Raw genomic sequence first — 24,306 nt, 5'->3', positions numbered from 1 at the left:
GTTATGCCTCCTTGATCATTAAGTTAATACCGTCCCGGATGATCTGCTGCATCTCGATCTTCGAGGGATCGACGAATTCGCAGAGCGCGAAATCCTCCTCGACGACCTCGTAGATGCCGAGGTTCTCCATCTTGTCGATGTCGCCCGCAAGAATCGCCTTGAGCAGGTAGGTGGGATAGATGTCCATCGGTAGGTATTTGTCGTACAGTCCCGTTACCACGAACGGGCGCTCGCCGCCGTTGAGATTGGTATCCAGGTCGTAAACCTTCTTCGGGCAAAGCCATGAGAAATAGGCCCTGGAAACCGAAAACTTGTTCAGACGAGGCATCGCCCAACCCAGCAATTCATAATGGTTGCCTTCGGGAATTACCGTCACCATGTTTGCATAAAAACCGATGAAACCGTCGGCCGGGGTCTTGCGTCCCGTAAGCACGTTGCCCGAAATGATGCGGGGATTGTGGGTCGAGGGCTTCAAGTTGTCCTTAAGCACCGAAGCCACCGGAGCACCGTCGATAAGCCGGTAGTACTGGGGATTTTTCACCTCGGAGCCTGCGACCGCGATGACTTTGGTTCTATCGACGCGCCCTTCGTTCAGCAGGCGGCCGATGATGGCCAGATCCTGAATATTCACCGTCCACACCCGCTCGTCCTTGTTGATCGGATCGACGTGATGAATCTGAACGCCTACATTACCTACCGGATGCTTGCCTGCAAACGTGTGGATTTCGGCCCCTTTCAGAGATGCCATTTCGCCCTCCGCACCGGCACGCACGCCCAGATGGACCTTACCCGAAGCGAGCTTGCGCATCGCTTCGATACCCGTTTCGAGGTTCCGCTTCTCACCGGCCAGCACGAAATTGTAATCCGGAGCCAGCGGTGCGGAATCGAACGTCGAAACGAAAACGGCCTTCGGTGTGTCGCTCGGATCGGCGATGATACCGTAAGGCCGCTGGATAATCATGGGCCAAAGCCCAGACTTGAGCAAAAGATCGATAATCTCTTCGCGGGAAGCGGTTTGCACATTCAGCTTGGCAAACTCTTCGTACATCTGGGTCGCATCGGCCTGGACCGTCACGTTGAGAATGCAACGCTTCTCACCGCGATTGATCGCCGAAACCGTACCGCTGACGGGCGAGGTGAAAACCACCCTTTCGTTGTACTTGTTGAAGAACAACGGGGTACCCGCCTTGACCCGGTCGCCGGCTTTCACCAGCAACTTGGGCGTCACACCCTCGAAATCGAGAGGCGACACAGCGTACTCGGGAGCGAGCGGCAATTTGACCAGCTTCTCCACGGCCTTACCCTGAAGATTGATGTCGAGACCTTTGCGTAATGTAATGATTTTCGACATGGTTAATAAATGGTTGTTTTACAGATAATTATTTTGCATTGAGTTTTCCAGGCAATGTTTGTTAGCGCAATAACACACTAAATCGCGTGCGAAGATACGATTTTTTCCGATACGAACTGCAAAGAGCGGCCTGATTTTTTTAATCGACTGAAAAATCATAACTTTGTCTTTTCAGAGCGATCCGCATTATGAAATGCAGCATAGTCGATATCCACACGCACCGTCCCACCGGCAAGGCTTTGGAGCCCTCTTTCGCAGGGATTCATCCCTGGCAGGCGGAAACACGGCGAATCGAAGAGATCGTCCCCCGGTTCGGCGAAGTCGATCTGGTCGGCGAGATCGGCCTGGACTATGCCGGCACGGTCGGCCGGGAGGCCCAGCTCCGGATTTTCCGCGAACAGCTCGACTGGGCCGAACGGCTCGGCAAACCGGTCGTGCTGCACTGCGTGAAGGCCTTCGAAGCGGTCATGCGCGAACTGGCTCCCCATGCGCTGCGGGCGGTGATCTTCCACGGCTTCATCGGATCGCCCCAGCAGGCGGCCGAAGCCGTAAAAAGAGGCTACTACCTCTCCTTCGGGGAGCGGACGTTCCGCTCACCCCGCACGGTCGAAGCCCTGCGGCGCACGCCGGTCGAAAACCTCTTCGCCGAAACGGACGAAAGCGACGTGCCGATCGAGGAGATTTACCGCCGGATCGCCCAAGCGAAAGACCTCGACCCTGAACTGTTGAAATGCGCGATATACCGCAATTACAGAGAGATATTCGAACGATGACTGACAACTGGCTCGAAAGAACGGAGCTCCTGCTGGGAGCGGAAAAACTCGAAAAACTGCGTGCGGCCCACGTGCTGGTCGTAGGACTGGGCGGCGTGGGCGCCTATGCCGCCGAGATGATCGTCCGGGCAGGCGTGGGACGTATGACCGTCGCCGATGCCGACACGGTCAATCCGACCAATATCAACCGCCAGCTGGTGGCCCTCCACTCGACCGTCGGACGGCCCAAAGCCGAGGTGCTGGCCGAGCGGCTGCGGGACATCAACCCGGCACTCGAACTCCACGTAGTCGATAAATACATCAAGGACGAAGAAACCGACCTGTTGCTCGACTCGGCACGGTTCGACTACGCGGTCGATGCGATCGACACCCTCTCGCCCAAGCTGGCGCTGATCCTGGGAGCGCTGAAACGCGGCATTCCCTTGGTCAGCTCGATGGGTGCCGGAGCCAAAACCGACCCCACGCGGCTCGAAATCGAGGACATCTCCCGTACCCACCACTGCCCGCTGGCCCACATGCTGCGCAAACGGCTTCACAAAGCCGGCATACGCAGCGGCTTCAAAGCCGTATTCTCCGCCGAACCGGTACGCGAAGGCGCGACGATCCTCTGCGAAGAACAGAACAAGAAATCCAACACGGGCACGATCTCCTACCTGCCGGCTCTCTTCGGCATCGGATGCGCCTCGGTAGTCGTCCGGGGAGTGATCGGAGAGCTGTAAGCGGACCGCAACAGCCGTCCCGCGTACAAGAAAACCGCTCAAACGGCTGTCGGAACGGATTTATGACCATCCAGAAGCGGTTAGATCCGTTTTTCGAAATATTATTATCTTTGACATAGCCTCGGTTAAATAGGCTGCGCCTCGGAAAACGGGAACAATTCCCGTTTTCTCTCGGCTTTTAGTATCTTTGTTTTTAAGATATGAATCGGACAAACTCAACCAAGTTTGGCTTAGTGTCCATCTTTTCGTATCTTTGACTTCGTCTTAGATACTCCGCCTCGGCAAAATGCAAATAAAAATTGCTTTTGCGCTCGGCTTATTCGTATCTTTGCAAAACAGCGGCGAACGATGCGAACAAGCATAGCCGAGGCAGCTCCGTAATCCGCCGGTCACGACAGATGGACGATACAGTCCGCAAACGAGATCGCCCGTGTCCGGTCCGGAGACAAGCCCGCCGGCTGCGACGCGGAACCTACGACTGTTCCGTCGAGGCCCCGGCAATCCCGATCCGTACCGGAAACTGCGGAAACACCTCCGTTTCCCGTACCCGGTACCACCACGGATCCGCAGACAATGGTACAAAAAATGATGGTCTTATTCGGCGAGGCCCCTGCTTCGGCGGATGCACATACCGAAACAAGACCCGAAATAAAACCGCAACTATGAATATCGTATTTTTAGATGAGTACAGCCTGGGAGGAATCGACCTCTCCCGCATCAAGCAACTGGGAAATTATACCGGCTACGAAAAAACGACGCCCGGTGAAATAGCCGAGCGTTGTATCGACGCAGACATCGTCATCACCAACAAGGTCCCCCTGCGGGCCGAAGCTATCAAGGTGCTGCCGCAGCTCAAACTGATCTGCATCGCCGCTACCGGTATGAACAACGTCGATCTGGAAGCCGCCGCCGAACGCGGGATTGAGGTCCGCAACGCTGTCGGCTACTCCACCCATGCGGTGACGGAAACGACGATCGGTGCCGCCATCGCCCTGCTGCGGCAGAGCATCTACTACGACCGCTACGTCAAGAGCGGCGAATACGCCGCATCCGACGCTCCGTTCCATTTCGGACGGCCGCTCCACCAGCTCTACGGCAAACGCTGGGGTATCATCGGCCTGGGAGCCATCGGGCACAAGGTCGCCGAAGTCGCCGCAGCCCTCGGCTGCCAGATCGCCTATACTTCGACTTCGGGTGTCGAACGGCAGGAACCCTACCCCGCCATGCCGCTCGACGAACTGCTCCGCTGGTCGGACATCGTGTCGATCCACGCTCCCTTGAACGACCGCACGCGCGGCCTCGTCGGAGCCCGGGAATTGGCCCTGATGAAACCTTCGGCCCTATTGATCAACGTAGCCCGAGGTGGCATCGTCGATGAGCAGGCCCTCGCCGATGCGCTCGACAACAAGCGGCTGGCCGGTGCCGGAATCGATGTCTTCTCGCGCGAGCCGATGTCGCCGGACAACCCCCTGCTGCGTGTAACAGACCCCGACCGGTTGCTGCTCTCGCCCCACACGGCCTGGGCCCCGGTCGAAGCACTCGAAACATTGGTCGGCTGCATCGAACGGAATATCGAAACCTTTTTAGCCGAACAGCGATAGTAAGACGCCGCCGAAGCGACCGAATGAGAAAACCCCGGACTGAACTTAAGTTCAGTCCGGGGTTTTCTTCGATTTTTCTGTTATGAATCAAACAATTCCGATGCGCACCGGTCCGCGAGCCCTGGCAGCCTCGTAATCCGCATCGGTAAATGTATAAGTCCATTCCACGACGTATTTATCCCCCTCTTCATAAGCCTTGTAAACATAACGATCGGGATCCTGCAAACTTTTCGGAACCGCAACTTCTCCGAGTCCCGACGGATAATAATTTTCCATATAACAGTAAATTATAACTCCTTCTGTAAAAGAATCGTAGATAACATGAGTTTCTCTTCCGTCGAGAAAAGTCTGCAAATCCACGGGCGAAGGTCCTTCCAATTCTTTTACAGCCCGCTCTCCATACTTTATTCCCTGGGATCTCGTGATGCACCCCTCTACATAGAAATATTCGATCCTATGATTGCACCTATTCTCCCACACGAACCGGCTGACATAGGACGAATAGGTTTTATCGTCGCTGTCATTGCAACTTACAAGAGAGCACAGCACGACGCAAATCATCCACAAATAAAGAATCTTTCTCATAATTTAAATTCAGGCTGATTTGACTTCATTATAAAAGTAATAGATAATATTCGAAAATACAACTTCGTTTCTTGAATCTTTTAAGAAAATTCCCGGAAATCGAATCCGACTTCCGGGAAGAATCAAATGCCTGATATTCCTAAAAATTAAATTTCCCCAAGCGTAATATGCACCGCACCCCGGGCTTTCGCCGCCTCGTAATCGGCATTGGTGAAAGTATAAACCCAAACCAAAGCCAGACTACCGTTTTTCTCCTTATTTACCAAAGTATAGCGCTGCACGTCCTGCAAACCCTTTGGCACAGCGGAATTACCCGACCCCGACGGGTCGTAGTTTTCCATATATGCATACGTTTCGCCATCGACGACAAACTGCTCATACCACAGCCCCATCTTTCGGTCCTCAATATAGTCCGACAAACCTTCCGGTGAGCCGGACACCCGCACGGAAACATACTTTCCACGATTAATCCCGTCATGCCACCGATACCCTCCTTCTACATAAAAGAAATCGATTCGATAATCGCTCTCATTTTTCCATTCGATCCAATATTCATCGACCGGTTCGACCTGCTTCTCGTCGTCGCCACAACCGCTCGAAAAGATCAATGCCGAAAGCGCCGCAACGCAACAGATAAATTTTTTCATAAACCTTAAATTAAAATTCGAAGAAGATACCCACAACAAACAGTTACGAAGAATACAAAATATTCGGGAATAAATCCTCCCGAATCCTCTAAAAAAGATTTGCGTTGAAAAACAGATGTTTTTCAACGCAAATCAAAATCGATATAAAATCCACTCTATACCTATAAGAGTTCCCCTACTTAAATTCCACCAGCGAATGTCCTGTCATGGCTTCGGGCTTTTCGAGCCCCATCAGGTCGAGGACCGTAGGCGCTACGTCGGCCAGGATACCGTCGCGGACCGTTTTCACGCGGTCGGAAACCACGACGATCGGCACCGGATTGAGCGAATGGGCCGTATTGGGCGTGCCGTCGGCATTGACCGCATTGTCGGCGTTGCCGTGATCGGCGATCTGCACGACCTCGTACCCGTTGCGAAGGGCCGCCTCGACGACTTTGGCCACGCACGCATCGACAGCCTTCACCGCTTTCTCGATCGCCTCATAAACTCCCGTATGCCCCACCATATCGCCGTTGGCGAAATTCAGGCAGATGAAATCGTATTTCTGCCTGTCGAGTGCCCCGACCAGCTTGTCGGCCACCTCGTAAGCGCTCATCTCGGGCTGAAGGTCGTAAGTCGCCACCTTCGGAGAAGCGACCAGAATGCGGTCCTCGCCCTCGAACTCCTCCTCGCGGCCTCCGTTCAGGAAGAAGGTCACATGAGCGTATTTCTCCGTTTCGGCGATACGGAGCTGCGAAAGCCCCTGCCGGGCGACATACTCGCCAATCGTGTCGGCCACGTTCTCCTTGTCGAACAGGATATGCAGCCCCTCGAACTTGGCGTCATAGGGGGTCATGCAGCAATAGTAGAGCGGCAGCGTGTGCATGCCCTGCTGCGGCATATCCTCCTGTGTGAGTACGATGGTCAGCTCCTTGGCCCGGTCGTTCCGGTAGTTGAAGAAGATCACCACGTCGTTCGGCCGGATCATACCGATCGGATTGCCGTCCTCGTCGATCCGCACGACGGGCTTCACGAACTCGTCGGTCACCCCTTCGTCGTACGACTTCTGCATCGCCAGCGCCATATCGGACGAATGTTCGCCCTTGCCCTCGACCAACAGGTCGTAGGCCACCTTCACACGCTCCCAACGCTTGTCGCGGTCCATCGCGTAATAACGGCCTACGATCGAGGCCACGACGCCCGTCGATCGTTCCCGCATGTGCTTTTCCAGCCGTTCGATGAATCCCTTGCCGCTGTACGGATCGGTATCGCGGCCGTCCATAAAGCAATGCACGTAGGTACGTTCGATACCGTATTTATCGGCGATGTCCGTCAATTTGAGCAGGTGATCCAGCGACGAGTGCACCCCGCCGTCCGAAACCAATCCCATCAGGTGCACGCTCACCCCGTTCGATTTGGCGTATTCGAACGCCTTCACGATTTCGGGATTCTTCAGAATCGAATCGTCGCGGCAGGCCCGGTTGATCTTCACCAAATCCTGATAGACCACCCGCCCCGCACCGATATTGAGGTGCCCCACCTCCGAATTGCCCATCTGCCCATCGGGCAGGCCGACGTTTTCGCCGTCCGTACGCAACTGCGCATGAGGGTATTTACGGGTCATTTCCGAAATATAGGCAGGATGCACCTGTGCGATGACATCCCCCTTCTGTCCGTCGCCGATGCCCCAACCGTCGAGGATCATCAGCAATACTTTGCGATTACTCATCCGAAACATTACTTTACTTGTTCCACAATCAGTTCTACGGCCTTGTCGATAGCCGCCTGGATGCCATCGGGGTTCTTACCGCCCGCCGTCGCCAGGAAAGGCTGTCCGCCGCCGCCGCCGTTGATGGCTTTGGCCGCCTCGCGCACCACGACACCGGCATTGACTCCCTGCGCCACGATATCGTCGCCCAAAGCGACGGTGAGCGTCGGCTTGCCGTCATTGATCGATCCGATCACCAGTACGATATTCTTCGAACGCGAACGCACGGCGAAAGCGAGGTCCTTGATGAAATCCGGCCGGCGATCGGTCTGCGTAGCCATCAGCCGCATCCCGCCACGCTCGGGCGTAGAATCGACGATCTTCGCGGCCCACTCGGCCACCTGTTCGCGGCGGATGGCCTCCATCTCGTGCTTCAAAGCCTCGTTGCTTTCCATGATCTTCTTGATCGACTGAAGAATCTGCGGGTTATTGAGATAATCGGCCACGTTGCGCATCGTATCTTCGGCCGCATAGATCACCTCCTCGGCCTTCGCCCCCGTCGTGGCCTCGATACGTCGTACACCGGCGGAAATGGCGCTTTCGTTCAGGATCTTGAAGAACCCGATATTACCCGTAGCGCTCACGTGAGTACCGCCGCACAACTCGACCGAGGTGCCGAAGCGCACCATACGCACCCGGTCGCCGTATTTCTCGCCGAAGAGCATCATCGCCCCGGCCGCTGCAGCCTCTTCCTTGGTGGCATCGCGTTTCTCCTCGAGGGGATAGTTCGCGCGAATGGCACGATTGACCAGTTGCTCGACCCGGCGCAGCTCCTCGTGCGTCACCTTCTGGAAGTGCGAAAAGTCGAAGCGCAGGTATTCGGGCGTCACGAGCGAACCTTTCTGCTCGACGTGCGTACCGAGCACCTTGCGCAGCGCTTCATGCATCAGATGGGTCGCCGTATGGTTGTTGGCAGCCGCCTGACGTTTCTCCGGATCCACGACGGCCATGAAGGTCGCCTCGGGATTTTCGGGCAGTTGGGTAACGATATGGATAATCAGGCCGTTCTCCTTCTCGGTAGCCACGACCGGGATCCGTTCGTTGGCGGTTTCGATATAGCCGATATCGCCGATCTGACCGCCGGAATTGCCGTAGAACGGAGTGCGGTCGAACACCAACTGGTAGGAAACGCGTCCTTTGGAGGACACACGGCGGTAGCGGGCGATCTTCACCTCGGCGCTCAGCGTGTCGTAACCGATGAACTCGCTCTGCTTGATATGGATCAGCTCCTTCCAGTCGTCGGTATCGACCGCAGCAGCGTTGCGCGAACGCTCCTTCTGCGCCTGCAGCTCCTTCTCGAAGGCCTCCAGATCCACCTCGATCCCCTGTTCGCGGGCGATCAGCTCCGTCAGGTCGATCGGGAATCCGTAGGTATCGTACAACAGGAAAGCGTCCTTGCCGGAAATGCGTTCGCCGCCGCTCTTGCGAACCTCGGCCATCACGCCGTCCAACAGGTTGATGCCCGTAGCGAGCGTACGCAGGAAGGAGCTTTCCTCCTCCTCGATCACCTTCTCGATCAGCGTCTGCTGGGCCTTAAGCTCGGGGAACTGCCCGCCCATCTGATCGACCAGACCGGCCACCAGACGGCAGATGAAGGGCTCGTTGAAGCCCAGGTAGGTATAGCCGTAGCGGACGGCGCGGCGCAGAATGCGGCGGATCACGTAGCCCGCCTTCACGTTCGAAGGAAGCTGTCCGTCGGCGATCGAGAACGAAATGGCACGCAGGTGGTCGGCGACCACGCGCATAGCCACGTCGCACTTCTCATCCGCACCGTACGTTTTGCCAGACATGGCGGCGATGCGCTGGATCGTAGGTTGGAACACGTCGGTATCGTAATTCGACTTTTTCCCTTGCAGAATCATGCAGAGGCGTTCGAAACCCATGCCCGTATCGATACAGTTGGCCGCCAGGGGTTCGAGCGAACCGTTCGCCTTGCGGTTGAACTGCATGAAGACCAGGTTCCAGATCTCGATCACCAGCGGGCTGCCCTGATTGACCATCTCGCGGCCCGGCACGGCGGCAATCTCCGACTCGTCGCGCAGGTCGTAGTGGATCTCGCTGCAAGGTCCGCAAGGGCCTACGTCGCCCATCTCCCAGAAGTTGTCGTGCTTGTTGCCGCGGATGATGTGATCCGCAGGCAGGTATTGCAGCCAGATGTCGTAGGCCTCCTGGTCGAACGGCACCCCGTCTTCGGGACTTCCCTCGAACACGGTAGCGTACATGCGGCTCTTGTCCAGTCCGTACACCCCGGTCAGCAGCTCCCAGGCCCAGCCGATCGCCTCCTTCTTGAAATAGTCGCCGAACGACCAGTTGCCCAGCATCTCGAACATCGTGTGATGGTAGGTGTCATGGCCGACCTCCTCCAGGTCGTTGTGCTTGCCCGACACGCGCAGGCACTTCTGCGTATCGGCGGCCCGGGGATAGGGACGGGGAATATTCCCGAGGAAAATGTCCTTGAACTGGTTCATACCCGCGTTGGTGAACATCAACGTCGGGTCGTTTTTCACCACCATCGGTGCCGACGGTACGATCACATGGTCCTTCCCTGCGAAGAAATCGAGGAAAGCCTGACGAATTTTGTTGGATTCCATATACTGTGTTTTCAATTCTTTGCGTTGTTCATAAGACACACTCCGCAGATTCCGGCTGCCTGTGCTCAGGCTGTCATCCGCTCGAATCCGCGAAACTTAAAGAAGTTACAAGATTGCAAAATTACATATTTTACCTTAATTTTGCATCACTTCCAAGGAGTTTTTCAGATCATGGCACGAAAAAAGCAGACGTTCGATCCCCACGCCCTGACCCGTGAGGTGGTTTCGGCCACTCATGAGGTGGTCACGGTCCCGTTCCGCCTGCGCACCTACCGTGTCATTCGCAAAATCCTCATCATCTTCATCGCAGTATCGATCGTCAATGTCGTCTTCGCAAATGTCTTCTACACGCCGAAAATGTACCGCATCCTGCGCGAAAATTCGGAGCTGGTCTTCAAATACCGGCTCCTTCAGGACAAGATCCGCGCGGAGCAGCGTAAACTGGACGAAATACACCACCGCGACAACTTCGTTTACCGGGCTTTGTTCTCGGCCGACACCCTGAATATCGGAGGGATCTACACCCCCTATCCGGCGTCCAAATACGCGGCTCTGGCGGGCGACGAATACGCCCCGCTGATGATCGGCACGTGGCAGCAGCTCGACGCTTTCGGCCGCCAGCTCTACCGTACCTCCGTTTCGTTCGACGAGTTGCAAATCCTAGCCAAGAACAAGGAGAACATGTCCACGGCAATCCCGGCCATCTGGCCCATCGACCGTCAGGCCCTGCGCAGGGGTATCGAGCCGTTCGGCTACCGCAACCACCCGATCTACCACCGACGCATCCTGCACAAAGGCATCGACCTGGCGGCCAACATCGGCAACAACGTCTATGCCACGGGCGACGCGACGGTACAGTCCACCGACCTGGGACAGCCCCGCAGAGGATACGGCAAGCAGATCCTCCTGAACCACCAGTACGGCTACCAGACCCGCTACGCACACCTGAGCCAGATCTTCGTCAAACCCGGCGAGAAGGTCGTGCGCGGACAACTGATCGGCAAGGTCGGCAACACGGGCGGCGTGACCGGCCCCCACCTGCATTACGAGGTGATTCACATGGGACAGGTCGTCAATCCGATCAACTATTTCAACCGCAATATGACCAACGAGGAGTACGAGCGCCTGATGGAACAGATGCAGGAGCTCAACCTCGACACCTTCGACGAATAACATGGCAAGAACCCGCAGACCGATCAAATACGCCACACCGCGCACGCCCAAACAGAAGGCGATCCGCATCACGTTTCACGTGCTGGTGTGGTTCGGCGCAGCCATCCTCTACTACGTCGGGTTTTCGCTCTTCTTCGACACGCCCGTCGAATACGAGCTCAAGCACTCCACCGATCAGTTGAGGGACGAATACACCCGGCTCGAAGCCCGCTACGACTCGCTGCGCACAGTGATGGAAAATGTTTCCGAGCGCGACCGCAACGTCTTCAACATCCTCTTCGAATCCGATCCTTACGATTTCGACACCGAATACGAAACCAAGCGGCTCGCAACGTACGAAAGCCTGCTGGACAAATCCGACCGTCAGATCATCCTGGAACTCAAAGAGAAGGTCAGACAATCCGAAGCGACGCTGACCAAGCTCAACGAATCGTACCTCGAACTGCAACGTCTGCTGGATACGGTCGGCGACGGCCGCAACCGGATTCCGGCCATACAGCCCGTTATCAACCAGCAGCTCACGCTGCTCACCGCCTCCTACGGCATGCGCATCCACCCCTTCTACCGCACCCTGCAATCCCATCAGGGCGTCGATTACACGGTGCCCGAAGGTTCGCGCGTCTTCGCCACGGCGGACGGCCGCGTGAAGGAGATCGCCACGCGCTCTACGGCGGGCCGCACCATCGTCATCGATCACGGCAACGGTTACGAAACCTCGTACAGTCACCTGCTGGCGGTCAATGTCCGCCGCGGGCAGGAGGTCCGTCGCGGCGACATCATCGGACTTTCGGGCAACACGGGACTTTCGATCGCACCCCACCTGCATTACGAGGTGCGGCACAACGGCATGCGCGTCGATCCGATCCACTACTTCTTCATGGAACTCTCACCCGTCGAGTACCAGCGGATCATCCGCATCGCCCAGTCGGGCATGCAGTCCTTCGACTAATTTTTCGAATCGCGAATGAAAAAAGAAACGGCTATCTATCCCAGCCACCGCAAATTGCTGGGCACAACGCTCGCCGCAGCGATCATGACGACCCTCTCCTGCCTGCTCGTCATCGTACAGCCGCATGGAAAGGTCGGGCTGGTCATCGGTATCGTGGGAGCGGTCTTCTTCGGAGGATGTATCTGCATCTTGTTCATCGTGCTGCTGAAAAATTTCTTCCGAAACAGGCCGACTCTGTTGCTGACTCCGGACAGTCTGCGGATTTACGTACCGGCAAAAGGGATATACATCACGATCGAGTGGCAGCGCATTGCGGATTTCAGCGTATTCCGAACCTACGGGCAGAAATTCATCCGGATCGAACTCCACGATCCCGACCGGGCGATCGACGAGGAAAAAAACCGGATTGCCAAAGGGCTTATGCGCTGGCAAATGAAATACTTTGGATCCCCCTACGCAATCACGGCTTCAACAGTCGATATCGGCACGGCGGAACTCGAAAAAATCCTGCGGGAGTATTTACAGGCATCCCGCGAAAAATCCGCTGCGAACTGACCGACCCTCCCGCAAAAGCGGTTCTCCGAGCCGATCCCGCATATCGTCGGAAATACGCTCGCACCGTCCGTCAATGAATCGGATCAAGATATGAGACGCTCTATGGCCGGTATTTACAGGCTGCAGACTGATTTTCCGAACGTGATTATACACTTTCATATACACCTCTTCGGGAGCGCAGTAGCCCAAGCTCCCTCCGAAGAGGGGATTCTGGAGCAGAATTATGAACGCGGCCACCAGCCGCGAAAAGCGATCGTCGGACAAGGGGCAGATTGAAAATGTAATTGCCCTTCCGAAAAGACGACACGGAGAAAATCGCTGCGGCACGCTCGCGTCAGCGTTTGCAGATCTCGCGGAAATCGCAATAGCGGCAGGTGTGCTCGGCATCCTCGCACTGACGGAACGGAATCGCCGGATCGAACATCTCGGCAAGGGTTTCGCGCAACAGCCGTTCGAAAGGCTCGCGGTATTCGGAATAGCGTACGCCCGTGCGCCCCAACTCCCGATCGACGAGCCGGGACGAATAGTCGTCCCGGTGCATGGCCCGCACGTAATAGAGCGTCGGCTCGGCATCCACCCCCCGCGAATGGAAAAGCATCATCGAATAGAGCAACGTCTGTAAAATATTGGATTGACGCTGTTTGGCCTCTCCACGAAAGAGCGCTTCGACCCCCTGGAAATCGAGGTGCGGTTCGCCGGTCTTATAGTCCACGACCCGCAGCGTACCGTCCGGCAGGCGGTCGATCCGGTCGGCCAGGCCCCCGAAGACCACACGCAGGGATTTTCCGGCGCTTTCGAACGCAAACTCCTGCCCGATCCGCTCCTCGAGTCCTTCGACCGTAAAATCGTCATGCGCGGCGTCGTAAGGCAATACGCCGCCCCGAATATAGCGGATTACAATATCTTTGACCAACAACAGATTACCGCTATAATCCTCAACCGTCGCTTCAACATCCTGCAAATAGTTTTCATTGATGGCCGCAACTACCGCCTTCTCCACTTCGGACGAACGGGTCAGCGCACGCAACGCCTCTCCGTAGCCGGTCTTCCCGACAAAGGGAGCATAGAGCCGCTGCAAAGCCGCATGGAGAATCGTACCGAACATCGGTGCATCGACCTCCTCCGAAATCTCGTCGTCTGGCTCCAACCGGGCCACGGAGTGAAAATAGAAGCGCAGGGGACAAGCCACATACCGAAAAAAAGCCGTAGGCGACAGCCGCACGGGATCGTCCGGCGCGAGGAAGCGGGCCAACTTTTCGGCGGTTTCCCCTTGCTTGGGGACCTCGATCGGCAGGGTTTCCATCCGATTGACATCGATACCGACCTCCCGGCGGAGGATCTCGAAGGGAGTTTCGTACTCCAGTTGATAGATGTAACGGCTCTGTTCGCCGGTGGTCTTGTCATCGGCATGAGCGCAATAGAGCATCCGCACGTTCTCGGCCCGTTGCAGCAAACGATAAAAATAGTAGGCGTAAACCCCCTCGTGATGCTCCGGCGTAGGCAAGGCATAGGCCGCCCGCAGGTTGTAGGGAATGAACGAAGTACCGGTCACGACGCTGCCGGGAAAGTTGTCGTCGTTCATCGAGAGCAAAATGACGTTGCGGAAATCGAGGTTGCGGGTTTCGAGGATACCCATGACCTGAATTCCCTCCAAAGGCTCTCCCTCGTAAGGAATACGCAGGGTTTGCAGATGTCGGCGAAGAAGTGAAGTATAGATCGATATAGATAATTCTATTTCACAATTATTCAGTGAATTGCGAAGTTTTATCACCTCTTCGGAAATGACGTTCAGGAACTCTACGCGGCGGCGTGCCTCCGTATCTTCGTAAGGCATCCGGGCAATCTGCGCGATCACCGCCAGCAGGTAGTCCGAAAATCCGCGCCACCCCTCGACGCTCCGGAACAGCGTAGCAAGCAACGGCGTGCAGGCCAGCCACTCCGCCGCGACCGTGATACGCCGGTTTCGGACGATCTCCTCCTGCATACGGACGATCCGGGAGGGGTCGCTTTCGAGGATATAAGGGTGCGACAGAAGTCCCAGCACGTCGGCGTGGTAAAAAAGCGGTTTGCCCTCCTTCTGCCGGGCATGGTTTTGCAGTTCGATCAATCGTTCAACAAACGAATAGGAAAGGCTCTGTTTCAGTGGATAACCCATCGTCACATTCACCTTTCCAATCTCCGCAGGCAGAGCATGCAGCAAGGGCAGCAGCAGGTTTTCATCCGTGAGCACGACGGCAGTCTCCTTCCCCAGCGGCCCCTGTTCGGCAGCCAGTTCCCGCAGGATCGAAGCCACGTACTTGCATTGCACGGCGTTCGATACCGTGGAAATCGCTTCGATTCGCTTCGGCGACCGGAAATGATCGTGCGAAAGTTCGCGCCGGGCGGGAAACAGGATCCGGTTCTCGCGCAGGAACATACCGGCCTCCTGGTCGGCATTGTCCGTATAATAAGTATCGTAATCCCAGTAGAAATCGGTTTCGGCAGCCGTGGAGAGAAACTTGAAAAGCCGTTTCTCGCACTCCGAGAGCGCGTTGAAGCCCGCCACGACGAACCGCCGGGACTCCGGGAATGCGAAACCGCCGGCCTTGATCCGCTCGGCGGCCGCCCGGTGTACCATCCCCGTATAGGCCATCCCCAGCGACCGGAGCCGCTCGCGGAAAGTCCGATAGACCGGGCCCAGCGTCTGCCAAACGGCCAGGAAGCGGCGTTTCTCCTCGGAAAGGGAGGTTTCGTCCGTGAAATTGGCCCAGAAAGCGATGATTTTCAACTGGACGGGGCTCAAATACGAAACGTCGGCCTCCAACTCCTTGATGTCGGCCAGGTTGCGGAAAAGCATATCGGCGTCGATCAGGTACTTGTCGATCGTATCGAAATCCGTGAGGAGCATCTCCCCCCAGAAATAGAACTTGTCGAAGGATTCGGGATGAAATTCCGAATAGACTTTATACAGTTCGGTCACCAGACGCACCCGGTCGCCGATGCGGAGACCCGAAATCTCGCTCATCAACTCGTCGATAGTCGTCCAGCGGGGCTGCCACAAAGGACGTTCGGCGATGCCGGACAAGGCGTCGATAAAGAAAAGCCGCGCACGTCGGGAAGGAAACAGAACAGAAAGGGACGAAATATCGTCCCCGTATCTGTCGTATAAATCGGCAGCGACCTCCTGCAGGAATCCCGGCATGGCGAGTGCGCTATTTGAAGGTGATCTCGCCCCCGATCAAGGAGTTCGAAGTGTGCAGCAACTCGGGCTCTCCGATGCAGGTGATCCGGCCCTTCGTACCGACCGACGCCTCGAGGCGCTCCGGAGCGGTGATGGTCACGTCGGCCTTGGAGGTGGAATTGACACGCACGGACATCACTTCGACAGCGGCAGCGTCCACCTGGGCCGTGGAAACATTCAGATCCCAGTAGCGGACCTTGCCCGTCAGGACCACGACGCTCTTGCCCGTAACATCCATCTGAAGATCTTTCACATCGAGCGCTGCGCTGACGACCGCCCCGTTGGAAAACCAGCACCGGGCCTGCGGAAAGTCGATCGGCTCTCCGAACGTGGCATTCGCCCCCGAAATACGGATCTCCTTCAGGTTGTTGTAATAAACCGTCACCTCGGTTTCGGAACGTTCGCGGGTGCCGATGCGCTCGGAGATCACGAGCATCTTATTCTTGTTCACCTCCGCCGTGAAGCGGCTGTCGTAAACGCCTTTGGTGTTGAAAACGATCTTGGGAGCCTGATCCATAGGCACCCGCTCGAACCGGATCCGAAACAGTCCCTCGACGATCACACCGTTGAAGGAAGGAAGCCACTCCATTTTCTCGCCGCTCGCCGCCGCGATTTCGGGAGCCAACTCCCCCCGATCGATCAGATCATTCTGGGCCGAAGCCGTAAATCCCAGCGTCAGGAGCGCCAGGCTCAATATCCATCTTTTCATAGTTTTTTCTGTTTTTTGCTTTTTCGTAACGCCAAGATACGATATTTTTTTGAATTTCTCCGTCCGTTTCCCTTTTTATCGCTACCTTTACCAAAAGAACGTCGGTTTAGCCGGCAGGCATCCGGCTCCGGCAGCCTTCATCCGCCACCGGCATCGATGCGGCCGGAAAAATACCCGGGCAGCAGCGGACCTGCCGCAAAGCGGGATTCCTCCGGCCGTCTTCATCCGACATTTTGAAGCGATAACCAAGTGAGAGCGAGAATACTGAACGCCAGCGCCGGGTCGGGCAAGACCTACCAGTTGGCATACAAATACGTGCGGGACGTGGTCGAACAACCCACGCTGTACCGTCACATCCTGGCCGTCACGTTCACCAACAAGGCCACCGAGGAGATGAGATCCCGAATCCTGTCGGAGATACACACGCTGGCCTCGGGCGGCAAGAGCGGCTACCTGGCCAGCCTGTGTGCGGAGCTGTCGCTCGACGAACGGACCGTCCGCACCCGGGCCCGGGAAGCCCGGACCCGCATCCTGCACGACTATTCGCGGTTCACGATCCTCACCATCGATACCTTTTTCCAGCGCATTCTGCGGGCTTTCATCCAGGAGTTGGGACTCGATCTGAACTACAACGTCGAAATCGAAACCGCCTCGGTGCTCTCCAAAAGCGCGGATGCGCTGGTCGAACAGATCCGCATCGACGAAGAACTGCAACGGTGGCTCACGGCCTTCGTGCAGGAGCGCATCGAAGACGGCAAACGCTGGGACGTACGCGAAGGCATCCTCGCCCTGGGCAACGAAATATTCAAGGAAAGCAACCGCGAAACCCTCTCGGCGGAGCGTTCCAAAGCCGAACTGAACCGGATCGTCGGCAAGGCGACGGGGAGGGCCAAAGCCGGGAAAAAGGAGTTTCAGGAATTGGGCGTTCGGGCCATGAACCTCATGAATACCGCTGGCGTCACGACGGCCGACTTCACCGGCAAGAGCCGCAGCTTCGCGGGCTACTTCGCGGCCGCAGCCGCCGGAGAGATCAAAGCACCCACAGCTACCGTGCGCAAGATGAGCGCGACGACGGAAGGCTGGTGCGCCAAGGACTCGCCGGCCCTGCCGCTGGTCGCGGAGCTTCAGCCGCTGCTGGCCGAACTGTGCGCCCGTTACGACCGCAGCATCCGCTTCTGGAACACCACCGACCTGCTGCGCGAGAACTACCGCAGCTTCGCCCTGCTGCAGGACCTTTACGGCAAAGTACGGCAGATGTGCAGCGACGAGAACGTGATGATGCTCTCCGAGACCAAGAACATCCTCTCGGAGTTCATCCGCCACAACGACGCCCCGTTCATCTACGAAAAAGTCGGCAACCGCTACGACCGGTTCATGATCGACGAATTTCAGGACACCTCGACCCGGGAGTGGGAAAACTTCCTGCCCCTGCTGGGCAACGCCATGGCACAGTCGGAACAGACCTCGGTGCTGATCGTGGGCGACATCAAACAGTCGATCTACCGCTGGCGGGGCGGCGACTGGGAGATCCTGCACCGCCGGGCGGCACGGGAGCTGGGAGAAGCGAGCACCGAAACGATACACCTGAAGGAGAATTTCCGGAGCTTGCCGCTGGTGGTGGAGTTCAACAACCGGATGATCGGCAAGGTGGTCGAAAGCGACAACACGGCACTGAACCAACTGCTCGCCCAGGCTCCGCCGCACGCCCTGGGGGGAAAGGCCCGGGAAGAGCTGCGCGACACCCTGCAGGAGGCCTATCGCGAACACGCGCAGAGCGCCCGCAAGAAAGGGCTGCATCCCGGCTACGTCAATATCACCCATTACGCTGGCGAGCCGCCCCTCATCGAACGCATCAAAGCTCTCGTGAACAAGGGGTTCCGCCCAAAAGATATGATGATTCTGGTGCGCAGCGGCACGGACGGCACCAAAGTCGCCTCGGCACTGCTCGACTTCAAGCGCCGGAACACGGATCCCCGCTACCGGTTCGACGTGATGACGCAGGAGGCGCTCATCGTCGGCACGGCACCGATCAGTTCGTTCGTCATCGCCTGCCTGAAGCTGGCCATGAATCCTGCGGATTCGCTGAGCCGGGCCATTTACAACCATTTCTCCGCCAAACCCTCCTTCGATGCGGAACTCACGGAAGAGGAGGTCGTCTTTCTCAAATCGCTGCGGCTGTTCCCGCCCGAAGAGGCGTTCGAACGGATCGTCATGCGGTACGACCTTCAGGAGCGACGGGAGGAGATCGCCTACCTGCAAGCCGTGCACGAACAGATCATCAACTTCTGCGCGGGCCGCGTAGCCGACATTCCCCTCTTCCTCAAATGGTGGGACGAACAGGGAAGCGGCCGCTCGCTGAGCGTCGAACAGGGCGAAACGACCATCGAAATCACCACGATACACAAGGCCAAGGGATTGGAAAAAAAGGTGGTGCTGATCCCCTACTGCAACTGGACGCTCAATCCCAAATCGAGCGGACTCTCGGCGAACATCGTCTGGGCCGAAGGCACGGACGGGGAGCTGGAGGAAATCGGCCGATTCCCGGTGCGGTATAAAACCAGCATGGGCGAATCGCTCTTCTCGGCCGACTATTACCGGGAAATGATCTACGCGCACGTGGACAACATCAACCTGCTGTACGTAGCCCTGACACGGGCCGTGGAGTCGCTGCACATCTTCATCCCGCAGAAGGGAGCCAAGGGACCGAACGTCGGACAGTTGATCCTGCAAAACATCGCCCCGGAGGACGGCACGGTCCGGCTGGACGGGCTGGAGGGCAGCTGCTCCCGGGACGAAGCCGCCGAAACCTACGAATTCGGCGAATTCGCCGGACCGGAGCCGGATACGCACCGGAAAGCGAAAGCCGCGCACGTCCTGCTCGGGGACTACCCCACGTCGGAGCCGCAGTTGCAACTGCGGCTGCCGACAGAACGCTACTACGAGGAAGAGGGTCGGGCCGAACTCACCCCGCGCGACTTCGGCATCCTGATGCACCGGGTCTTCGAAAACGCCGCGACAACGGATGAGATCTACATGGCCATCGAAGCGATGACCCAGGACGGCGTACTCGATGAAAAAGAGGCCCCCCGCCTGCGGGAGCTGGTCGAAAAGGCCCTCGCGGATCCGGTGACGGCGGAGTGGTTCGGCGGCAGGTGGCAGGTGGTGCGCAACGAGAACGAAATCATCCTGCCGGGCAGCGGAACGACGCGGCGCCCCGACCGCGTGATGACCGACGGCGAGCGGGCCGTAGTGGTGGATTACAAGTTCGGCGACCGGGAAACCGCACGCCACCGCAAACAGATCCGCGAGTACCTGCGCCTGCTGCGGCAGATGGGTTACACCCGGACGGAAGGCTATCTCTGGTATGTACGTCTGGGACGCACGGAGCGGGTGGAGGAGAAGGAGGATTGAAAAACGGGGAGAACAGAAGCGAATACCGAAAAAACAGGGACAAACGGCGAATTTTTCGAACAGATAATCGTATATTTGATACGTTTTTGGGACGCATCCCGCAACGGAAAGAGCGAGCGTCCCCGACTTATACAAAAAATGCAGGCCGGCTCTTGCGAACGACAATCGCAGACCGGTCCCGAAAAACAGCTTCATGAGATCAATCCTGCTGGACATCATCCCCCGCCGATTCCGCCGCCGGAGCTACCTGGTTTCCGGCACGATCTTCCTGCGGGCCCTGCTCAACTTCGCAGGACTGGCTCTGCTGATTCCGGTACTGCTGCTGATCCTCGACAGCGAGAGCATGCACACGAACCCCTGGCTCGAACGGCTGTACCAAGCGGGCGGATTCGAATCGGACCGGGCGTTCGCCCTGACCGTATGCGGATGTATCGTCGCACTGATCGCATTCAAAAACCTGCTGAACCTCTTCCTGCTGCGCTACGAACGGCGGTATATTTACGACCTCTACCGGTGTATGTCGCGGCGGCTCTATATCGAATATCACGACCGGGGGCTGGGATTCATCAAAAACACCAATTCGGCACTGCTCTCGCGGAACGTCAATTTCGTCTGTCTGGCGTTCGTTACGGGGATCCTCGTACCGCTCGCGTCGATCACGAGCGAGAGCATGCTGCTCGCACTGCTGTTCACGGCGCTGCTGTTCTACAACCCCACAGTCGCGGGACTGGTCCTGCTGGTATTCATTCCGACCGTCTGGTTCTACTACAGCGCCGTGCGCAAACGGCTCCACCGTTACGGCGTACAGGAGAACGAAGCCCAGCGCGAGAAGGCCCGCACGGTCGTCGAGACCTTCCGGGGATATGCCGACCTGGAGATCAACGATGCCTTTCCTTCGATGCTGCGCCGCTTCGACCGGGCGATGGACAAGATCGTTACGATTCAGTCCAGAAATATGACCGTCAATGCCTTGCCTTCGATCTTCATGGAGGTAGGACTGGCGATCGGCATGGCGCTGTTCGTGGCGGTCAGCCTCGGTACGCCGGGCGATGAAGCCCGGGTCCTCTTCGGCGTATTCGCCGTCGCCGGGTTGCGGCTGATGCCTTCGGTACGCAACATGATGTCCGGATGGTCGGCACTCAAATACAACCGCTACACCATCGATATCCTGCGGGACATCGACCTGAACGACGAAAAGCCGGAACCGTCAGCCGCACAGCCTCCGCTGCCCTTCGAACGTGAAATCGCCGTGCGCGACCTCTCGTTCCGCTTCGACGACGAGCGCGGCGACAAAGAGGTGCTGCACGGGCTGACACTCACGATCCGCAAGGGAGAACACGTCGGTATCCGAGGCGCATCGGGGGCCGGAAAAACGACCCTGTTCAACCTTCTGTTGGGATTCTATACCCCCACCGGCGGTGAAATCACGATCGACGGCGAGCCCCTGACCGCCGCCAACCGCCGCCGCTGGCAAAATGCCGTCGGCTACGTTTCGCAGCACGTGTTCCTGCTGGACGGCACCCTGCTGGAAAACATCGCCCTGGGCGAAGAGGAGGAGAAAATCGACCGTCGGAGAGCCGAGGAGTCCCTGCGTGCCGCCCGGCTGGAAGACTTCGTGCAATCGCTCTCCGCAGGGATCGACACCCCGATCGGGGAGGCCGGCAACAAACTGTCGGGCGGACAACGCCAGCGCATCGGCATTGCCAGAGCTCTCTACAAACAGGCCAACATTTTATTCTTCGACGAGGCGACCTCGGCGCTCGACAGCGGGACGGAGGAGGGAATCAACCGTTCGATCGCCGAACTGTCACAACACAACAGAGATTTAACCATCGTGGTCATCGCCCATCGAGAAAGCTCGCTGGAGTACTGCGACCGCATCATCACACTCGATAACAATGGATAGAGAATATATCATCGCCGGATTCCGCATCCGGCTGGAACAGGCCGACCGGCTCTTCGTAAGACCCGGCAGCCACATGGCTCGGGCATTCGAACCGTTCGCCGCAGAAGCGGACCCGGCCGCGCCCCTGACCATGCGCCTGATTCCGGACTGCACGATAAATAAAAAATTAACAGGAGGAGAGCCGAACAGGGAACTCGACGTATTTCCGTTCGACGATGCGGAAGCCGACTGCCACTTCGAGCGTACGCCGCGAGGTTACCTGTTCCGCATGGTTCCCCGCAACGGGGATCGTCCGACGCTATTCTTCAAAGCGTTCGATTCGCCGGATGTACAGAGCGACCTGCTCGCCGACGGACGCGAACCCCATCAATCCCTGATGCGTTTCGGGCTTTGGATCATGTTCGGCATCGCCATCTCCCCCGAAGCCATTGCGATACACTCCTCGACCATCGAATGCGAAGGCCGGGCCGTCCTGTTTCTGGGAGAATCCGGCACGGGAAAAAGCACCCATACCCGGCTGTGGCAGGAGCACATTCCCGGAGCACGGCTGCTCAACGACGACAGCCCGATTATCCGGATGTACCAGGGGCAGGCGACCGCTTTCGGATCGCCCTGGAGCGGCAAGACCCCCTGTTACCGCAACATTTCGCGGCCGATTGCCGGAATCGTCCGGTTGAGCCAGGCCCCGGCCAACGAAATCACCCGACTGTCAATCTTGCGGGCCGTCGGATCGCTGCTCCCGTCCTGCCCCCCGGCATTCGCCTACGACAGCGATTTGCAGGATAGAATCTGCCGTACGCTGTCGGACATTCTCACCCAAGCCCCTGTGTGGCACTTGGCCTGCCTGCCGGACAAGGCAGCGGCCGAACTCTCCTACGCCACGGTCCTCGAAGGAAAACAGAGAGCCTGAAAACAATTGATCATGGAAAAAACCGTAGCGAACCGGATCGCCTTCGCCCAGACGAGGGACCTGCTGCTCGAAGGCCAAAACGTACGAATCTGCGTCCAGGGACAGAGCATGCTGCCCTTCTTCCGCAGCGGCAGCGTCATCACGCTGCGGCCCCTGCGCCACGAGGATCTGCGACGCGGAGCGGTGGTGATGGCCGAAACCGTACAAGGCAATTTCGTCGTACACCGCATCATTCAGGCGACACCGGAAGAGGTCACGCTGCTCGGCGATGGCAACCTTACCACGGAAACGATGCCCCCGGCCAAGGTTTATGGAGTTGTGGATTGTAGTGCCATTCACCGGGTATTGGCTCGGGTATGGCTCTGGCTGCGCCCCGTACGACGTTATCCGCTCTGGGTTCTGCGGCGGATTTGCAGAAAATAACTCCCGAATCGGATTCAAGCAAGAGTTATGCTCTCTGTTTCTTTAAGTTCTGCCCGCCCCGAATCTCGAAAATAGGATTAGAGCACAATACGGCTTGCCTTTGCGTACTCATTATGCAGTAAGTACCGATGGGGTTCCAATTGAATGTACGGCTATTTTGAATCATCGATCCGAAAGTATTTTTTATGGTAAATATAAATATTTGAATAACTGATTATGAGAAAAATAATTCTTTCTTGTTTGTTGTTGGGAATTAGCTTGACCACGTATGCTCAAACAAGCCTATTTGATTTATGGCAGGAGGCGTCGGAGCACGTCAATATTTATACTTATGGACTTAAACCTGTGAAAAAAGATCCATGTTTTCGTCCGGATTGGAAGCAGAAAAGAGGTACGAAATTGGAAATTTCTTCCCCCACAATAGGACTCTTAAAAAAGATGCTTGAAGATGTCGAATCGGAAGGGTTTCAGTTCAACCCTCAAAATGACACATTACTTTTCTATGTGAGTTTTTGTAGTTGGTGGGCTCCATGCGATCTTGTTGTTAAAACGTCGGCAGGGATATCTCATTACTACAAGCCAACAGAGAGTCGTTTAAGATTGATTTCTGTTATGCTTGCTGAAGACTTTTTTATAAGTTCTATCTTGTATTATGGCGATAACTCCGCATTTACAGATTTTTTCCGACGTTATGTCATTCTTGACTCAGATTCATATGCTGCGGATACTTTGGTTTTTCGTATTATCTTAAAAGATGGGAAAATCATGACTCCATCTGAAGTGTGGAAAATTGCCGATGTATATATGTGGGGAGGAAATTATTTTACTGAAGACGATATAATATTTTTGAAAAAATTGAGTCGTTATTACAATAAATCGGACCTGAATCGATTAGAAAATTTTTCGCGCACAATATTATTGCAGTAAATTGTTCTCTAATCTTCAGAAAAGGCATTTCCATACTCTTTTTTCGGCACCGACCGCAATCATTGACAAGCCTCCGTTCATATCGAATTCGACTACTTCACCCCATCGA

At 56.7% G+C, this 24,306-nt stretch carries 18 protein-coding genes; 11 read left to right on the top strand and 7 right to left on the bottom strand.

From position 1 onward, the window contains the following. Position 1: 1 nt before the first annotated feature. Positions 2-1,351 (bottom strand): Na(+)-translocating NADH-quinone reductase subunit A, encoded by a 1,350-nt coding sequence (locus ALIPUT_RS01810; protein WP_004327909.1) that lies wholly within the window; start codon positions 1,349-1,351, stop codon positions 2-4. A gap of 188 nt (positions 1,352-1,539) precedes the next feature. On the opposite strand from ALIPUT_RS01810, the gene ALIPUT_RS01805 reads away from it, so the two are divergent. From ALIPUT_RS01805 to ALIPUT_RS01795, 3 genes are all read left to right on the top strand, one after another. Then, positions 1,540-2,124, top strand: coding sequence for a TatD family hydrolase (locus tag ALIPUT_RS01805; protein WP_004327908.1), 585 nt, complete (start codon positions 1,540-1,542; stop codon positions 2,122-2,124). Beyond that, positions 2,121-2,843, top strand: coding sequence for a tRNA threonylcarbamoyladenosine dehydratase (locus tag ALIPUT_RS01800; RefSeq protein ID WP_004327907.1), 723 nt, complete (start codon positions 2,121-2,123; stop codon positions 2,841-2,843). Before ALIPUT_RS01805 ends, ALIPUT_RS01800 begins: the two co-directional genes overlap by 4 nt. Positions 2,844-3,505: 662 nt before the next feature. Further along, positions 3,506-4,444, top strand: a complete 939-nt coding sequence (locus ALIPUT_RS01795; RefSeq protein ID WP_004327904.1) for a D-2-hydroxyacid dehydrogenase — start codon at positions 3,506-3,508, stop codon at positions 4,442-4,444. A gap of 87 nt (positions 4,445-4,531) precedes the next feature. Here the strand turns inward: ALIPUT_RS01795 and ALIPUT_RS12650 are convergent, their stop codons facing one another. From ALIPUT_RS12650 to alaS, 4 genes are all read right to left on the bottom strand, one after another. Further along, positions 4,532-4,720: a hypothetical protein gene (locus ALIPUT_RS12650; RefSeq protein WP_147554500.1), complete on the bottom strand. Its 189-nt coding sequence runs from the start codon at positions 4,718-4,720 to the stop codon at positions 4,532-4,534. 455 nt (positions 4,721-5,175) lie between these two features. Then, positions 5,176-5,676, bottom strand: a complete 501-nt coding sequence (locus tag ALIPUT_RS01785; RefSeq protein ID WP_004327902.1) for a lipoprotein — start codon at positions 5,674-5,676, stop codon at positions 5,176-5,178. 175 nt (positions 5,677-5,851) lie between these two features. Beyond that, positions 5,852-7,384, bottom strand: coding sequence for a 2,3-bisphosphoglycerate-independent phosphoglycerate mutase (gene gpmI / locus ALIPUT_RS01780; RefSeq protein ID WP_040293341.1), 1,533 nt, complete (start codon positions 7,382-7,384; stop codon positions 5,852-5,854). 8 nt (positions 7,385-7,392) lie between these two features. Continuing rightward, positions 7,393-10,014: an alanine--tRNA ligase gene (gene alaS / locus ALIPUT_RS01775; RefSeq protein WP_022460789.1), complete on the bottom strand. Its 2,622-nt coding sequence runs from the start codon at positions 10,012-10,014 to the stop codon at positions 7,393-7,395. Positions 10,015-10,185: 171 nt separating this feature from the next. On the opposite strand from alaS, the gene ALIPUT_RS01770 reads away from it, so the two are divergent. From ALIPUT_RS01770 to ALIPUT_RS12000, 3 genes are read left to right on the top strand one after another with little or no spacing between them, the layout of a single operon-like run. Continuing rightward, entirely contained in the window at positions 10,186-11,187 is a 1,002-nt protein-coding gene (locus tag ALIPUT_RS01770; protein WP_040293340.1) for a M23 family metallopeptidase, read from the top strand. Position 11,188: 1 nt separating this feature from the next. Next, the gene (locus ALIPUT_RS01765; protein WP_004327898.1) at positions 11,189-12,136 is read left to right on the top strand and encodes a M23 family metallopeptidase; all 948 of its coding nucleotides are present in this window, start codon (positions 11,189-11,191) and stop codon (positions 12,134-12,136) included. A 15-nt stretch (positions 12,137-12,151) separates the two neighbouring features. Then, positions 12,152-12,691 carry an STM3941 family protein gene (locus ALIPUT_RS12000; RefSeq protein WP_004327897.1) on the top strand — a complete coding sequence of 180 codons (540 nt, stop codon included), beginning with the start codon at positions 12,152-12,154 and terminating at the stop codon, positions 12,689-12,691. A 334-nt stretch (positions 12,692-13,025) separates the two neighbouring features. On the opposite strand, the gene ALIPUT_RS01755 is transcribed toward ALIPUT_RS12000, so the two are convergent. Together ALIPUT_RS01755 and ALIPUT_RS01750 are read right to left on the bottom strand one after the other, a co-directional pair. Next, positions 13,026-15,872: a PD-(D/E)XK nuclease family protein gene (locus tag ALIPUT_RS01755; protein ID WP_004327895.1), complete on the bottom strand. Its 2,847-nt coding sequence runs from the start codon at positions 15,870-15,872 to the stop codon at positions 13,026-13,028. A gap of 10 nt (positions 15,873-15,882) precedes the next feature. Beyond that, complete coding sequence (locus ALIPUT_RS01750; RefSeq protein WP_004327894.1) at positions 15,883-16,620, bottom strand: GIN domain-containing protein; 738 nt, start codon at positions 16,618-16,620, stop codon at positions 15,883-15,885. A gap of 249 nt (positions 16,621-16,869) precedes the next feature. On the opposite strand from ALIPUT_RS01750, the gene ALIPUT_RS01740 reads away from it, so the two are divergent. From ALIPUT_RS01740 to ALIPUT_RS01720, 5 genes are all read left to right on the top strand, one after another. Then, entirely contained in the window at positions 16,870-20,031 is a 3,162-nt protein-coding gene (locus ALIPUT_RS01740; RefSeq protein WP_004327892.1) for a UvrD-helicase domain-containing protein, read from the top strand. Positions 20,032-20,224: 193 nt separating this feature from the next. Further along, positions 20,225-21,937, top strand: a complete 1,713-nt coding sequence (locus tag ALIPUT_RS01735; protein WP_004327891.1) for an ABC transporter ATP-binding protein — start codon at positions 20,225-20,227, stop codon at positions 21,935-21,937. Beyond that, entirely contained in the window at positions 21,930-22,847 is a 918-nt protein-coding gene (locus ALIPUT_RS01730; RefSeq protein ID WP_004327890.1) for a phosphoenolpyruvate carboxykinase (ATP), read from the top strand. Before ALIPUT_RS01735 ends, ALIPUT_RS01730 begins: the two co-directional genes overlap by 8 nt. A gap of 12 nt (positions 22,848-22,859) precedes the next feature. Further along, positions 22,860-23,270, top strand: a complete 411-nt coding sequence (locus ALIPUT_RS01725) for a S24/S26 family peptidase (protein ID WP_004327889.1) — start codon at positions 22,860-22,862, stop codon at positions 23,268-23,270. A 216-nt stretch (positions 23,271-23,486) separates the two neighbouring features. Continuing rightward, positions 23,487-24,197 (top strand): hypothetical protein, encoded by a 711-nt coding sequence (locus tag ALIPUT_RS01720; protein WP_004327888.1) that lies wholly within the window; start codon positions 23,487-23,489, stop codon positions 24,195-24,197. Positions 24,198-24,306 lie beyond the last annotated feature (109 nt).

The sequence above is a fragment of the Alistipes putredinis DSM 17216 genome (assembly GCF_000154465.1).
Classification (GTDB): domain Bacteria; phylum Bacteroidota; class Bacteroidia; order Bacteroidales; family Rikenellaceae; genus Alistipes; species Alistipes putredinis.
The sequence above is the reverse complement of the archived record's forward strand: the minus strand, read 5'-3'. Positions and strand labels throughout refer to the sequence as shown.

Excerpts from the sequence above, each read along its gene's own strand:
- ALIPUT_RS01810 (WP_004327909.1), bottom strand. The coding sequence starts at position 1,351 with ATGTCGAAAATCATTACATTACGCAAAGGTCTCGACATCAATCTTCAG.
- ALIPUT_RS01805 (WP_004327908.1), top strand. The coding sequence starts at position 1,540 with ATGAAATGCAGCATAGTCGATATCCACACGCACCGTCCCACCGGCAAG.
- ALIPUT_RS01800 (WP_004327907.1), top strand. The coding sequence starts at position 2,121 with ATGACTGACAACTGGCTCGAAAGAACGGAGCTCCTGCTGGGAGCGGAA.
- ALIPUT_RS01795 (WP_004327904.1), top strand. The coding sequence starts at position 3,506 with ATGAATATCGTATTTTTAGATGAGTACAGCCTGGGAGGAATCGACCTC.
- ALIPUT_RS12650 (WP_147554500.1), bottom strand. The coding sequence starts at position 4,720 with ATGGAAAATTATTATCCGTCGGGACTCGGAGAAGTTGCGGTTCCGAAA.
- ALIPUT_RS01785 (WP_004327902.1), bottom strand. The coding sequence starts at position 5,676 with ATGAAAAAATTTATCTGTTGCGTTGCGGCGCTTTCGGCATTGATCTTT.
- gpmI (WP_040293341.1), bottom strand. The coding sequence starts at position 7,384 with ATGAGTAATCGCAAAGTATTGCTGATGATCCTCGACGGTTGGGGCATC.
- alaS (WP_022460789.1), bottom strand. The coding sequence starts at position 10,014 with ATGGAATCCAACAAAATTCGTCAGGCTTTCCTCGATTTCTTCGCAGGG.
- ALIPUT_RS01770 (WP_040293340.1), top strand. The coding sequence starts at position 10,186 with ATGGCACGAAAAAAGCAGACGTTCGATCCCCACGCCCTGACCCGTGAG.
- ALIPUT_RS01765 (WP_004327898.1), top strand. The coding sequence starts at position 11,189 with ATGGCAAGAACCCGCAGACCGATCAAATACGCCACACCGCGCACGCCC.
- ALIPUT_RS12000 (WP_004327897.1), top strand. The coding sequence starts at position 12,152 with ATGAAAAAAGAAACGGCTATCTATCCCAGCCACCGCAAATTGCTGGGC.
- ALIPUT_RS01755 (WP_004327895.1), bottom strand. The coding sequence starts at position 15,872 with ATGCCGGGATTCCTGCAGGAGGTCGCTGCCGATTTATACGACAGATAC.
- ALIPUT_RS01750 (WP_004327894.1), bottom strand. The coding sequence starts at position 16,620 with ATGAAAAGATGGATATTGAGCCTGGCGCTCCTGACGCTGGGATTTACG.
- ALIPUT_RS01735 (WP_004327891.1), top strand. The coding sequence starts at position 20,225 with ATGAGATCAATCCTGCTGGACATCATCCCCCGCCGATTCCGCCGCCGG.
- ALIPUT_RS01730 (WP_004327890.1), top strand. The coding sequence starts at position 21,930 with ATGGATAGAGAATATATCATCGCCGGATTCCGCATCCGGCTGGAACAG.
- ALIPUT_RS01725 (WP_004327889.1), top strand. The coding sequence starts at position 22,860 with ATGGAAAAAACCGTAGCGAACCGGATCGCCTTCGCCCAGACGAGGGAC.
- ALIPUT_RS01720 (WP_004327888.1), top strand. The coding sequence starts at position 23,487 with ATGAGAAAAATAATTCTTTCTTGTTTGTTGTTGGGAATTAGCTTGACC.